Source organism: Flavobacterium limi (genome assembly GCF_010645075.1).
Lineage (GTDB): Bacteria > Bacteroidota > Bacteroidia > Flavobacteriales > Flavobacteriaceae > Flavobacterium > Flavobacterium limi.
On sequence record NZ_JAADZV010000002.1, the window covers coordinates 353,333 to 366,878 of the forward strand.

The following is a 13,546-nucleotide window of genomic DNA, read 5'->3' on the forward strand; positions in this document are numbered from 1 at the left end:
TGATATAAAATATCAGACATTGTTTTTTCTCAAATATATTAAAATATTCTTACAAAAAGTGTTTAAAAAAAACAACCGTAATCAATCTGGCTTGTTTGCAGCGAGTATTTATTTATTTGTGAAAATGAAATAAAGCGTTACAACGCAGTTTTTCAGATAAATTACCTATAATAATAAATTTCATAAGAACTTTTCGTTTTAGTAGACGCATTATAAACTTTATAAATTATATTTTAATTCAAATAGGTAATTGTTACAAGCGAGAGTGAGTACTAAACCGCCACTTTTGCTAAATCGCTGTTATAGCGAGTCCTTTCTTCATTTTTATATTTCACCGCTGATCAATGTTGTTTAAAGGTCGTATTTCGTAAATTAGTAAATAGCCTATCATCCAAAATTCCCCAATTGTTGCAGGAATAGTTAAAATGTCCATCAGAGCGTGTGAGAAACCAAGACAATTAAAAAATGTGCTTAGTATATAGCCTATGCCTCCTATCATCAATATGCGACCTAACCAAATTGGCATACACTTGGATACAGCTACAACATAGCCCATTGGAATAAGCCAAAGTCCGAAGAATAGCCCGCCAATAATCCAGGCGTGTGAAATGATGTTGCTCAAAAGCTGTATAAAAACTACTTTCTCCTGAAAAGATGGAGTAGCAAAGTCAGCAATGTTAATGGCAGCACCCATTGAAATAGCGCTTACCATTATTGCTGCTGAATTCATTAATCCCCAACTACCAATAGCAAAAGCTGCCCAGGATTTTATTTCTCTGAATAGTTTGTAAAACCAAACTGCTGCAAGGGCCTGTGAAGCAATAATTACGACTTCCAACAGCAACCTTATTCTTGAAGTGGATTTAAGTTCTGTTAAATTTGTCAGCGTTTTTTGAGGGTCGTTGGAAACGAAAATCTGTGGGTGAAAAATTAAAAATCCTAAAACTCCAGAAATTGCTAATAATAAATACCAAATTCCTGTAAGTCTAGCTGTCGTGATCCGTTTTTTGTACTCCATTTTGTTGTTTTTTTTAGTTAGTTAGCATTCCGTAGCATTGCCCACAACTTATATGTAAGGAAATAAACCTTCGTCAATCTACCCAATTCTGGACGAATGTTTATGACAATTGTTCCTTCCAAATATATTTATTTTTTCTTACAAAATGTAAGAGACATAAAGTTTTATAAATCCAAAAAATCCTCTTATGAAACCCATACCCTAGCCCTGATGGAAGCGGCATCCTTTTTGTTTTTTCTTTAAAAATAAAAAGATATAGCGTACAGCAGGAACAAGCTCCTCCATAAAATAATAAAGAAATTCAACATTAACATTTCATTTAAATACTGTTCAAAGATATAATTAGTATTTTTGGAGCTCTTTCAAAAATACGAACCACGTTATGCGAAAAACTCAGTTATTTTTACTTTTTTTTATCAGTATACAAATTTCTTTTGCCCAACAGCCACAAAAACCTAATGCTGTTGCTATTTATAATCAAATTCAGAAGTTAAACTTTTTAGGATCTGTACTGTATGTTGCAGCGCATCCTGATGATGAAAATACACGCCTTATTTCGTATTTATCGAATGAAGTCAATGCCCGAACCGGTTATTTGTCCTTGACCCGAGGCGATGGCGGACAAAATTTAATTGGACCGCAATTACGTGAATTACTTGGTGTTATCAGAACCCAGGAATTAATCGAAGCCCGAAAAATAGATGGCGGGGAACAGTTTTTTTCACGTGCGAATGATTTTGGATTTTCTAAAAATCCTGATGAAACTTTAAAAATCTGGGATAAAGATAAAGTCCTTGCCGATGTTGTATGGACTATTAGAAAATTTCAACCGGATGTAATCATCAACCGTTTTGATCACCGTTCACCGGGAACGACGCACGGCCATCACACTTCATCAGCAATGTTGAGTGTGGAGAGTTTTAATTTGACCAATAATGCTAAAATATATCCGGAACAGCTTCAATATGTAAAACCGTGGCAGGTAAAACGACTTTTTTTTAATCCGTCGTGGTGGTTTTATGGTAGTCAGGAAAAATTTGATGCAGCGGATAAATCCAAATATACGACTTTGGAAACCGGTGTTTATTATGCCGGAATCGGGAAATCAAATCAGGAAATTGCAGCTTTAAGCCGCAGCAGTCATCAGTCGCAGGGTTTTGGAAGCACCGGAGCCAGAGGCAATGAAACCGAATATCTGGAATTGATTAATGGTGAAAAACCTAAAAACCGTGATAGTTTATTTGACGGAATCGATACGTCATGGAACCGTGTAGAAAACGGAAAACCAATTGGCGAACTGATTGCAAAGATTATTACCAATTACAATTTCAGTAATCCATCTGCAAGCATCCCTGATTTGGTGAAAGCGTATTCGATGATTCAGGATTTGGATGATACACATTGGAAAGATTTAAAATCGGATGCTATAAAAAACATCATCGCATCGTGTGCGGGCTTGTATCTGGAAGCTGTTGCAGAAGAACAGGAAGCTACTCCGGGAAGTACTATCAAATTAAATATTGAAGCAATCAACAGATCTTCAGTTGACATGCAATTGACAGGCTTAACTTCGTTACCGGATAACAAAACCACGGTTAAATACAAGCTTTTCTTAAAAAACAATAACGACCAGAAATTTAAACTCGAAATTCAGCTTCCGGAAACTATGGAATACACACAACCATATTGGCTGAAAGAAAAAGCAAGCGTTGGAATGTACACGGTTTCAAATCAGGAAATTATTGGTGTACCGGATATAATCAGAGATGTAAAAGTTGTTTTTAATATTAAAATTGAAGGTGTTCAAATTCCGTTTGAGCGAACTGTTGTCTATAAATACAATGACGGCGTAAAAGGCGAAATGTATAACTTTCTGGATATTGTACCTGAAGTTACGACTTCAATTCTTGAAAAAGTGCTGATTTTCAAAGATACTAAAAGCAAACTGGTTCCGGTAAAAGTGCGTGCAGGAAAAGACGGAATTAAAGGAGATTTACAACTTGATCTGCCTAAAAACTGGATGGTGTCGCCAAAAGAAATTTCGTTTGCTTTGGACAAAAAAGGAACAGAACAAACTTTCTATTTTGAAGTTACGCCACCTTCAAACTTTGAAGAAGTTTTCGCAAAAAGCATTGTTACAATCGACAATCAGAAATTTGATAAAGACCAGACGATTATTGATTTCAACCATATTACAAAACAATTGGTTTTAAAATCAGCCGAATCAAAATGCATTCGAATCGACCTGAAAACGACTGGTGATGCTATTGGCTATATTATGGGTGCCGGAGATGAAGTTCCGGAAAGTCTGACTCAGATGGGTTACAAAGTTACTATTTTGAAACCGGAAGAAATTACGCCTGAAAAACTTGACCAGTTTAATGTAGTTATTACCGGTGTACGTGCTTATAATACGGTAAATGCTTTGGCTAACAAACAATCTATTCTTTTTGAATTTGTAAAAAGCGGCAAAACCATGATTGTACAATATAATACCAATGGCAGATTGGTAACGGATAAAATTGCACCTTACCCGCTTAAACCTTCTAATGATCGTGTCACGGAAGAAAATGCAAAAGTTACTTTTCTGGCACCAAACCATCCTGTTTTGAACACACCAAACAAAATCACTCCAAAAGATTTTGAAGGCTGGACACAGGAACAGGGTTTGTATTATCCAAATCAATATGATCCTGCTTTTACTCCAATTATTTCGTCGCATGACAAAGGGGAATCAGATAAAAAGGGTGCTTTGCTAGTAGCACCATACGGAAAAGGATATTACATTTACACTGGTTTAAGTTTTTTTAGAGAGCTGCCTGAGGGCGTTTCGGGTGCTTACCGAATACTTTCGAATATTATTTCGCTGAAACAGCCTATAGAAGCTCCAAAACAGGAATTAAAAAACTAGATTAAGATGGAAGCCAAAAAAGAAAAGAGATGGAAAAAAAGCTACACCTATGTATTAGTTGCTAATGCGGTTTACATTATTATTTTTTTCTTAATCATGCAATTATACTCATAACTTATGCAGCTATTTGACTGGATTGTACTTATTGTTACCCTATTGTTTATCGTTGGATATGGATCCTGGAAAACCAAAGGAAGTAAAAATGTTGAAGACTTTATTTTAGGAAATAACGAAACTCCGTGGTATACTGTGGGGCTTTCAGTAATGGCTACACAAGCCAGTGCCATTACTTTTTTGTCTACTCCCGGACAGGCATATCATGACGGGATGGGGTTTGTACAATTCTATTTTGGGTTGCCAATTGCCATGATTGTTATTTGTCTGACCTTTATCCCTTTATACCATAAGACCAAAGTATTTACAGCATATGAATTCCTCGAAAAACGATTTGATGTAAAAACACGTTCATTGGCCGCGATTCTGTTTTTAGTTCAAAGAGGCTTAGGAACCGGCCTTACGATTTATGCTCCGGCCATTATATTATCAACTCTGCTGGGCTGGAATTTAACTTTAATGAACATCTTTATTGGTGTTCTGGTTATCATTTACACTTTCTCAGGAGGAACAAAGGCGGTAAACGTAACTCAAAAGCAGCAAATGTTTGTCATCATGTCCGGAATGTTTATCACTTTTTTCCTGATTCTGCATTATTTGCCACAGGATATGACTATTTCAAGTGCCATGCACATAGCCGGTGCCAATGACAAAATGAATATTGTAGATTTCTCTTTTGATCCTGAAGAAAGATATACTTTTTGGAGCGGAATCACAGGTGGCTTTTTTCTCATGCTTGCTTATTTTGGAACAGACCAGTCACAAGTTGGTCGATACTTATCCGGAAAATCTGTTAAGGAAAGCCAGATGGGATTAATTATGAACGGAATCTTAAAAGTTCCAATGCAGTTTTTCATATTGCTGACAGGGGTTATGGTCTTTGTGTTTTTTCAATTCAATCCTGTTCCTTTAAATTTTAATCCAAATAATAAAATTGTCATTGAAAAATCTGCTTTCAAAGAGGAATACCATGCTTTGGAAGCCAAGCTAAACAAACTTTCTGAAGATAAAAAAGTAATCAATCTTTTGTATATCGAACAGCTGAATCAGGATTATGATAATCCTATTCTTCGAAAAGAATTAGTCACATTATCCAATAAGGAAAAAGATCTACGTGACCGCGCAAAAGAAATTATTTCTAAAGCCGACAGCAATAGCGAAACCAATGATAAGGATTATGTTTTTTTTCATTTCATTTTACATTATTTGCCAAAAGGACTTATTGGGTTGCTACTTGCTGTAATTATTTCGGCTGCCATGTCATCAACCGCTTCCGGATTAAATGCATTGGCATCGACAACTGCAATTGATATCTATAAACGAAATCTTAAAGAAGAAAAATCGGAAAAGCATTATCTAAATGCTACCAAATTCTTTACGCTTTTCTGGGGAGTAGTTGCCATACTCTTTGCCTGTGTAGGAACTTTATTTGAAAATTTAATTCAGTTGGTAAATATTATTGGTTCTATTTTTTACGGAACCGTTCTGGGTATTTTTCTGGTTGGTTTTTATTTGCGACGGGTTCAGGCAAGGCCAATGTTTTACAGTGCAATTATGAGTCAGTTAACCATTTTTATCATTTATTATTTTATGATTTATATTTATCCGAGTGGCCAGGAAAAATTAGGTTATTTATGGCTGAATTTTATTGGTGCAATCCTGACTATCTTATTATCGCTCTTCATGCAAATTGTTTTCTTCAAAAGAGATAATACAGAATTAAATGAGTTATAATTTTTTTAAACGACTTTACATTATATCAAACTATGCTGAATTTTAATTTTACACCCTTTCCGGTTATCGAAACAGAACGTTTGATTTTAAGAAGAATTACTGATGATGATATAAATGAAGTTTTTGAATTGCGATCTAATCCGGAAACAATGAAATACATTCCGAGACCTTTAGTTAAAACTACTGATGATGCACTCGCACATATCGCAATGATTGAAGAAAAAATCGGAACAAATACAGGAATTAATTGGGGGATTACACTAAAAGAGAATTCCAAAGTAATAGGCATTATTGGATACTACAGAATGCAGCCAGAAAATTATCGTGCTGAAATTGGCTACATGTTACTTCCTGAATTTCACGGAAAAGGAATTATTACTGAAGCCTTGATACGATTAATTTCTTACGGTTTTAACGATATGGGACTACACTCTATTGAAGCCGTAATTGATCCTGAAAACACAGCATCTGAGAAGGTATTAGAAAAATGTGGTTTTATAAAAGAAGCACATTTAAAAGAAGCCGAGTTTTATAACGGAAAATTTCTTGACAAGGTAATTTACTCATTATTAATTTCATAAAATTACTAACAAAACAATTCGTTTTTTACCAAAGTATTACTGCTATATTTGCAAACAAAAAACAAAATGTTTTTTAATCAAACATGAAAAAAACACTCTTTATAGTAAGCTTCCTGTTTTCTATCAGTATACATTGTCAGACTTACATCAAATTCAACGCAATTACAGCAGTAGTCCTTATGCCTAATATTGGTATAGAAACTAGCATGGGAGAAAAAACTACTTTCAGTTTTGATATTATGGCTTCTTTTTGGGAGTCATTTAAGCGTAAAAAACCAATGAAATTTATCACATTTACACCCGAAATACGATATAACTTCAAAGAAAAATATAATGGATTTTATCTTGGAGGAAATGCAGGTTTTGATACTTTTGAACTACAAAAATGGAATTACTGGAAGGATTATCCAAACCGGTATGAAACAGGGATGGGATACAGGATCGGGGCAACTATTGGCTACAATAAAGAACTCAGTAATAAGTTTTTATTAGATATTTTTATAAGAGGCGGATGGCACCAGGGTTTTTATAAAGGTCGTTATAACGATGGTACACCGGGAAGCTATGAAAATGTAAAAAACTGGAATAAAAGCGGTGAATGGCTTCCATATGGCGGAGGTGTTATGATTTCCTACAAACTAAATTAATTTTCTGGAAATTTAGAAATTGATTTAATATACAGGTTTTCTACTTTTTTTCTAGCCCAATCGGTTTTTCTCAAAAATGTCAGACTTGATTTTACACTTGGATTTTCAATAAAACATTTTATTGGAATTAATTCTCCCAAAGTATCAAATCCGTAGTAATCAACTAACTTTTCTACTATTTTCTGAAGCGTAATTCCGTGCAAAGGATCTTTTGATTTTTGGTTTTCCATACTGCAAATTTATATCATTTCTACAAAAACAATTGCTCTTTCATATATTTGTTACTAAATTTGTCTTCCTATGTTAAAAACAGTCAATATACTTAATAAAAGAGCCAGGTTTGATTATGAAATAATTGATACCTATACTGCCGGAATTGTTTTGGCGGGAACTGAAATAAAATCAATCCGGTTAGGCAAAGCCAATATTACCGAAAGTTTCTGTGAGTTCAGTAATAATGAGCTTTTTGCAATAAACACCTACATTGAAGAGTATTCTTTTGGAAACCAGTTTAACCACAAATCAAGAAGTGAGAGAAAATTACTTCTGAACCGTAAAGAATTAAAAAATCTTCAAAAAAGTGTACAGGCAAAAGGACTTACAATAGTTCCGCTAAAATTATTTACGAATGAAAAAGGCTTAGCAAAACTTCAGATCGGACTCTGTAAAGGAAAGAAAAATTATGATAAGCGGGAATCACTAAAAGAACAGGATACCAAAAGAGATTTAGATCGTATTAAAAAAGCGTTTAATTAATATTCCTATATTTTATACATCAAAAGCAATACTCCAAGTATTGCTTTTTTAGTTTATGACTTTCATTACTTCAATTGAAAAAAAGCTTAAAAATATATCAAATGAATAAACGAGGCTAATCTTTAAGACTTAAAAAAGCTTTACCCAGATTTTCAATAATATCTGACGCAATAAAGGACTGATAACCTTTTTGCGGTAAAGCAATATCAGCAGTAAGTCCATGAAGAAAAACACCTAGTTTTGCTGCCTGGAAAGGTTCATATTCCTGCGCCAGCAGGCTGGTAATGATTCCCGTAAGCACATCCCCAGTTCCGGCAGTTGCTAAAGCAGCATTTCCTGTAGTATTTTGATAGACTGCTGTTTTATTAATGATGAAAGTGGGTGCTCCTTTCATTACGATAATTACTTTATATTGTTCTGAAAAAGCGATTGCTTTTTGAAACTTTTCAGATTCAGAATCCCATTTTCCTATCAGACGTTCGAGTTCTTTTTGATGTGGGGTCAAAATTGTATCCTGGGGAACTAATTCCAACCATGATTTATTTTTTGAGAGAATGTTTAAGGCATCAGCATCGAGAACTAAAGAAGATGTGTTAGTTCTCAAAAATTCAAATAATGCCTTTTGTGCACCAAGCTCCTGCCCGATTCCTGGACCTATTCCGATTGCTTTTGGAATTAAAGGCAGTTGAATATGTGTAATGAAATTTGAATTTTCATCTGTAACGACCATGACTTCAGGAATTGAAACCTGCAAAATCTGATATCCACATTTTGGCGTAAAAGCTGTCACTAAACCACACCCCGATTTTAGACAGGATTTTGAAGCCAGAACAGCCGCTCCTATTTTACCGTAACTCCCCGCAACAATCACTGCATGTCCCTGAATTCCTTTATGTGTCAATGGATTTACAGATTTATAAAAATTTAAAATTTCTTCTTTTGTGATTAGATACGGTGGCTTCATCTAAATATATTTTTATACTAAAATTACATAAAAATTTAAAAAACCGAATCATTTCTAAAAAAACGATGGTTCTTAGCCCTGATAGCAGCGACATCCTTTTGCTTTTTTCTTTAAAAAGGAAAAGATATAGCGGATAGCAGGAAATAGCTCCTAATTATTGCGAAATTTATAATTTATGCTATTCAAATTCGATATTTTTTGAATAAATTTGCGACTCAATTTTATACTATAATACAATGAAAAATACTGCGCTTACGCACATACATGAAAGTTTAGGAGCAAAAATGCTTCCTTTTGCAGGTTATAATATGCCAATTACATACGAGGGTGTGAATGCCGAACATGAAACTGTTCGTAACGGAGTGGGTGTTTTTGACGTTTCGCACATGGGGGAATTCTTGCTAACGGGACCAAATGCATTGGCTTTAATTCAGAAAGTGACTTCGAATGATGCATCGACATTGACAATTGGAAGAGCGCAATATTCTTGTCTTCCAAATAATGAAGGCGGAATCGTAGATGATTTGATTGTGTATAAAATGAAAGAAGAACAGTATTTACTGGTTGTAAATGCTTCGAATATTGAAAAAGACTGGAACTGGATTACCTCTCACAATAATTTGGGAGTTGAAATGAGAAATCTTTCAGATGATTATTCATTACTTGCTATCCAGGGCCCGAAAGCAGTTGAAGCAATGCAGTCATTGACTTCTGTTGATTTGTCCTCGATTAACTATTATCATTTTGAAGTCGCTGATTTTGCCGGAATCGAGCATGTAATTATTTCTGCAACTGGTTATACCGGTTCAGGCGGATTTGAAATTTACTGCAAAAACAATGAAGTGGAGCAAATCTGGAACAAAGTTTTTGAGGCCGGTGAAGGTTTCGGAATTAAACCGATTGGTCTGGCGGCCCGTGATACTTTGCGTTTAGAAATGGGATTTTGTTTGTACGGAAACGACATTAACGATACAACATCACCAATAGAAGCCGGTTTAGGATGGATTACGAAATTCACCAAAGATTTTACAAATTCAGAAGCTCTTAGAAAACAAAAAGAAGCTGGAGTTTCGAAAAAATTAGTTGCCTTTGAAATGCAGGAGCGTGCTGTGCCAAGACACGATTACGAAATTGTGGATGGTTCGGGAACAGTAATTGGTATTGTTACATCTGGAACGATGTCGCCATCATTGAATAAAGGGATTGGTTTGGGATATGTTGCCGTAAGCAACAGTGCTATTGACAATAATATCTATATACGAATTAGAAAAAATGATGTTCCTGCCAAAGTAGTAAAACTGCCTTTTTATAAGAAATAAAAAATTGCGCAATTAATATTTCTAAATGCATTACTTAACTAGTAATGCATTTTTTTTGCGCAAAAACATAGTATTTGATGTAAGGATCTTTGGAAATAATATAACTATTAATGAAAAATTAAGCGTAAATTTAATCTAATATTCTTCTAGTTATGAAAAAAGCATTAGTGGTATTTCTGTTAATTACAAACGTTCTGTTTTCTCAAAATAGTAATCAGACATGCCAAATACTTACTAAAATAAATCTAATGATTCAAAACGAACACATTAGACCAAAACCTGTAGATGATAGTTTATCTGTCTATGTTTTTGATAATTTAATGGACGAATTAGATCCTTCCAGAAATATTTTTTTCAAATCGGAATATGAGGAATTGTCTAAACGCTACAGATTAAATTTGGATGATCTAATCTTAAAAGGCGATTGTAATTTTTTATCCGATATTACATCGAAATACACAAATGCACTTCTGCGTACTAAAGAAGTTTTAGAAAAAATCCAAACCGGGTCAATTGATTACAATAAAAAAGATACTATACGATTCTATAAAAAGGCATTTACATTTTATCTCAAAAAAGAAGATTTGGAAAAAGTCTGGCTTAAAAAAATTCGATACCAAATTTTAGATGATATCGCTGAAACCAGTAACAATCTGGATTCACTTAAATTAAATTTTAAATCGATAGAATTACAATCAAGAGCTATTATTTTATCAAATGAAATCTGCAGAATCAACACACTTTTAGAAAAAAAAGACAGTCAACAGGAAAACCTTTATAACTTTTTTTGCACCTACTTTGATCCCCATACAGCTTATTTTAGTGACGATTCAAAATCCAGTTTTGTAGCCTCACTATCGAAAGAGCATTTTTCATTAGGAGTGAGTTTAAAATTAAATGAAAAAAATGAAATTATTATTGAAGAACTGGATCCAAATGGTCCTGCATTCCAAACGGGGCAGATTAAAAAAGGGGATCAAATTGTTTCGATTTCAAATCAAAAAGAGACTTTATATGTTTCATGTGCTTCGTTAGAATCAGTTTCAACCATGATTTTATCTGAGTCTAATAAAAAAATCACACTTACTTTAAAACGTAATTCAGGTAAAAATTTTGAGGTCTATATCGAAAAGCAAATAATGAAGGACGAAGACAATTCTGTTTACAGTTTCATTGTTGGCAAAGAAAGCAAAATTGGCTACATTAAGATTCCAAGTTTTTATGCTGATCTGGATCAAAATAACCGTAAAGGCTGCGCTGACGATGTGGCTCGGGAAGTTATCAAACTAGAAAGAGACAATATAAAAGGCCTGGTAATCGACCTGATTAATAATGGCGGTGGTTCTATGGAAGAAGCTATCAGATTATCCGGTATGTTTATTGATTATGGACCTCTTTCTGTGGTTATAGATAACAAACAAAACAAATCTGTAATAAATGATCCGTACAGAGGCTTGATCTACAAAGGGCCAATCGTAATTTTAATAAACAGTAACACAGCCTCGGCCAGTGAATTTTTCGCATCAATTTTACAAGATTACAACCGCGCTTTATTAGTAGGCAGCAATACATTAGGAAAGGCTACAATGCAGACAATTGTTCCTCTTGACGAACATACAACTACGGATTTTTTAAAAATCAGTATTAATAAATTTTACAGGGTTACTGGTAAAAGTCATCAAAACACAGGCGTTACACCAGATGTTGTTGTTCCTGAATTTTATGAAAATGTTTTTCAAAAAGAAAGCAATTTCCCAACTTCCATCCAAAACGACAGTATTAGTCTTTCATTAAAGTACAGACCGTATGTAAAAAGAAATCTAATTGATAAAATTGCCAAAAACAGTGCTGCTAGACTGGCTGATAATTTTTACTTTAAACAAATTAAAGTTATAAACTCAAAAATTGATGGCATGATCAATGTTCCAAAATCTGAAGTTCCAATGACACTCAATTCAATTTTTGAGCAAAAAAGCATTAGGGAGAAACTATGGAAAGAAATCAATACTTTTAGTGATGAAAATAATCCGTTAGATGTTTATAATTCAACTGTAAATCAATTTTTACTTGGAGTGTATCCTTCTGAAAAAACAATGAATCAGTATCAGATTGATAATCTAAAAACCAATCCTTATCTAAGTGAAGCTGTAAATATTATCAAGGAATTTAATACTTCAAAATAAATTTTAAAATTATCTAAATTGAAAAGTTATAGTTTTTTTTTAAGAAAAATGGAAGTTTAGGTTGATCGATCCCGCTTTTCGTTTCAAACGAAGCGGGAAAAAAATATTACTATCACTTAAAAAAGAAACAATATACTATAATTTAATTATTCCGTTTTTCATACTCACACATAATTTAAAAAAGAATATAATTTTGATTTTGGAAAAATAAGGAATAACTGTATTTTTGCATCTCAAATTAAAAATCAGTAATGGGAAGAGCGTTCGAATTTAGAAAAGGAAGAAAAATGAAACGTTGGTCAGCAATGGCCAAAACATTTACCCGAATTGGTAAAGATATTGTTATGGCTGTTAAAGAAGGTGGTCCAAACCCAGACGCCAACTCAAGACTAAGAGCTGTAATTCAAAATGCAAAAGCGGCCAACATGCCTAAGGACAATGTGGAGCGCGCTATAAAAAATGCCAGCAATAAAGATACTGCCAACTATAAAGAAATTTTGTTCGAAGGATATGCTCCTCATGGAATTGCAATCTTAATTGAAACAGCTTCTGATAATAATAACAGAACGGTTGCCAATATTCGCAGCTATTTCAACAAATGCAACGGAACAATGGGAACTCAGGGGTCTGTTGAGTTCATGTTTGATCACACTTGCAATTTCAGAATTGCAAATAACGGACTTGATGCTGAAGAGTTGGAATTAGAACTAATTGATTTTGGTGCTGAAGAAGTTTTTGAAGATGAAGACGGAATCTTAATCTACGCACCCTTTGGAAGTTTTGGAGCTTTACAAAAAGAACTTGAAAACAGAGGGCTTGAAATCTTATCTTCAGGTTTTGAACGTATCCCACAAATCACTAAAGAACTTACTGAAGCACAAATAGCTGATGTTGAAAAATTGATTGAAAAAATAGAAGAAGATGATGACGTAATGAACGTTTATCATACAATGAAAGAAGAGTAAATTTTCTTATAAGAGAACTGAAAGCCCTGGAAATCCGGGGCTTTTTTTGTTTATAATGATTTTAAACAAATTCAGGAGTAAATAAATATCCTGCTAACCATTATATTTGCAGTTCCAAATTTAAAAATAACCCTATGAAAAATTCCAAATACACTAAAATAGCCGTGATAATTATGGTGATTTTATTTGTAATTGTAAGTATGTTAAGCTGTACTGTACATCATTCACATAATCACTCACATTCACATCATAAATCTAAAAAGATGCCCCCTGGACAAGCTAAAAAAATATCAGGGCAAAAAAGTGCTAAGTCACATGCACATGGTCATCGTTAAATAATTTTTATTCAAAGCC

Annotated in this window: 11 protein-coding genes; 8 read left to right on the forward strand and 3 right to left on the reverse strand. The window is 33.8% G+C overall.

Features of this window, described 5'->3' with window-relative positions:
- Nucleotides 1-331 precede the first annotated feature (331 nt).
- Nucleotides 332-1,018 (reverse strand): DUF4386 domain-containing protein, encoded by a 687-nt coding sequence (locus GXM16_RS06040; protein WP_163393503.1) that lies wholly within the window; start codon nucleotides 1,016-1,018, stop codon nucleotides 332-334.
- Nucleotides 1,019-1,400: 382 nt separating this feature from the next.
- On the opposite strand from GXM16_RS06040, the gene GXM16_RS06045 reads away from it, so the two are divergent.
- The 4 genes from GXM16_RS06045 (at nucleotide 1,401) to GXM16_RS06060 (ending at nucleotide 7,005) form a co-directional block, all read left to right on the forward strand.
- The gene (locus GXM16_RS06045) at nucleotides 1,401-3,929 is read left to right on the forward strand and encodes a PIG-L family deacetylase (protein WP_163393504.1); all 2,529 of its coding nucleotides are present in this window, start codon (nucleotides 1,401-1,403) and stop codon (nucleotides 3,927-3,929) included.
- 117 nt (nucleotides 3,930-4,046) lie between these two features.
- Nucleotides 4,047-5,777 (forward strand): sodium:solute symporter family protein, encoded by a 1,731-nt coding sequence (locus tag GXM16_RS06050; RefSeq protein ID WP_163393505.1) that lies wholly within the window; start codon nucleotides 4,047-4,049, stop codon nucleotides 5,775-5,777.
- A 32-nt stretch (nucleotides 5,778-5,809) separates the two neighbouring features.
- Nucleotides 5,810-6,358 carry a GNAT family N-acetyltransferase gene (locus GXM16_RS06055; RefSeq protein WP_163393506.1) on the forward strand — a complete coding sequence of 183 codons (549 nt, stop codon included), beginning with the start codon at nucleotides 5,810-5,812 and terminating at the stop codon, nucleotides 6,356-6,358.
- 83 nt (nucleotides 6,359-6,441) lie between these two features.
- On the forward strand, nucleotides 6,442-7,005 hold the full coding sequence (locus GXM16_RS06060; RefSeq protein WP_163393507.1) for a DUF3575 domain-containing protein: 564 nt from the start codon (nucleotides 6,442-6,444) through the stop codon (nucleotides 7,003-7,005).
- Here the strand turns inward: GXM16_RS06060 and GXM16_RS06065 are convergent.
- Entirely contained in the window at nucleotides 7,002-7,235 is a 234-nt protein-coding gene (locus GXM16_RS06065) for a VF530 family protein (RefSeq protein WP_163393508.1), read from the reverse strand. The genes GXM16_RS06060 and GXM16_RS06065 overlap by 4 nt on opposite strands.
- Before the next feature lie 70 nt (nucleotides 7,236-7,305).
- Here GXM16_RS06065 and smpB point away from each other — a divergent pair, with 70 nt between their 5' ends.
- Nucleotides 7,306-7,761 carry an SsrA-binding protein SmpB gene (smpB, locus tag GXM16_RS06070; RefSeq protein WP_110345592.1) on the forward strand — a complete coding sequence of 152 codons (456 nt, stop codon included), beginning with the start codon at nucleotides 7,306-7,308 and terminating at the stop codon, nucleotides 7,759-7,761.
- A gap of 115 nt (nucleotides 7,762-7,876) precedes the next feature.
- Here the strand turns inward: smpB and GXM16_RS06075 are convergent, their stop codons facing one another.
- The gene (locus GXM16_RS06075; RefSeq protein ID WP_163393509.1) at nucleotides 7,877-8,725 is read right to left on the reverse strand and encodes an NAD(P)H-hydrate dehydratase; all 849 of its coding nucleotides are present in this window, start codon (nucleotides 8,723-8,725) and stop codon (nucleotides 7,877-7,879) included.
- A 236-nt stretch (nucleotides 8,726-8,961) separates the two neighbouring features.
- Between GXM16_RS06075 and gcvT the strand changes: the two genes are divergently transcribed.
- The 3 genes from gcvT (at nucleotide 8,962) to GXM16_RS06090 (ending at nucleotide 13,192) form a co-directional block, all read left to right on the forward strand.
- Nucleotides 8,962-10,044, forward strand: coding sequence for a glycine cleavage system aminomethyltransferase GcvT (gene gcvT / locus GXM16_RS06080; protein ID WP_163393510.1), 1,083 nt, complete (start codon nucleotides 8,962-8,964; stop codon nucleotides 10,042-10,044).
- A gap of 248 nt (nucleotides 10,045-10,292) precedes the next feature.
- Complete coding sequence (locus tag GXM16_RS06085) at nucleotides 10,293-12,227, forward strand: S41 family peptidase (protein ID WP_229684227.1); 1,935 nt, start codon at nucleotides 10,293-10,295, stop codon at nucleotides 12,225-12,227.
- Between the two features lie 251 nt (nucleotides 12,228-12,478).
- Nucleotides 12,479-13,192, forward strand: coding sequence for a YebC/PmpR family DNA-binding transcriptional regulator (locus tag GXM16_RS06090; RefSeq protein ID WP_026729302.1), 714 nt, complete (start codon nucleotides 12,479-12,481; stop codon nucleotides 13,190-13,192).
- Nucleotides 13,193-13,546 lie beyond the last annotated feature (354 nt).

Bases quoted from the DNA above. Each gene is read 5' to 3' on its own strand.
- GXM16_RS06090 (WP_026729302.1), top strand. From the start codon at position 12,479: ATGGGAAGAGCGTTCGAATTTAGAAAAGGAAGAAAAATGAAACGTTGG.
- GXM16_RS06055 (WP_163393506.1), top strand. From the start codon at position 5,810: ATGCTGAATTTTAATTTTACACCCTTTCCGGTTATCGAAACAGAACGT.
- GXM16_RS06040 (WP_163393503.1), bottom strand. From the start codon at position 1,018: ATGGAGTACAAAAAACGGATCACGACAGCTAGACTTACAGGAATTTGG.
- GXM16_RS06085 (WP_229684227.1), top strand. From the start codon at position 10,293: ATGATTCAAAACGAACACATTAGACCAAAACCTGTAGATGATAGTTTA.
- gcvT (WP_163393510.1), top strand. From the start codon at position 8,962: ATGAAAAATACTGCGCTTACGCACATACATGAAAGTTTAGGAGCAAAA.
- GXM16_RS06050 (WP_163393505.1), top strand. From the start codon at position 4,047: ATGCAGCTATTTGACTGGATTGTACTTATTGTTACCCTATTGTTTATC.
- GXM16_RS06065 (WP_163393508.1), bottom strand. From the start codon at position 7,235: ATGGAAAACCAAAAATCAAAAGATCCTTTGCACGGAATTACGCTTCAG.
- GXM16_RS06075 (WP_163393509.1), bottom strand. From the start codon at position 8,725: ATGAAGCCACCGTATCTAATCACAAAAGAAGAAATTTTAAATTTTTAT.
- GXM16_RS06045 (WP_163393504.1), top strand. From the start codon at position 1,401: ATGCGAAAAACTCAGTTATTTTTACTTTTTTTTATCAGTATACAAATT.
- GXM16_RS06060 (WP_163393507.1), top strand. From the start codon at position 6,442: ATGAAAAAAACACTCTTTATAGTAAGCTTCCTGTTTTCTATCAGTATA.
- smpB (WP_110345592.1), top strand. From the start codon at position 7,306: ATGTTAAAAACAGTCAATATACTTAATAAAAGAGCCAGGTTTGATTAT.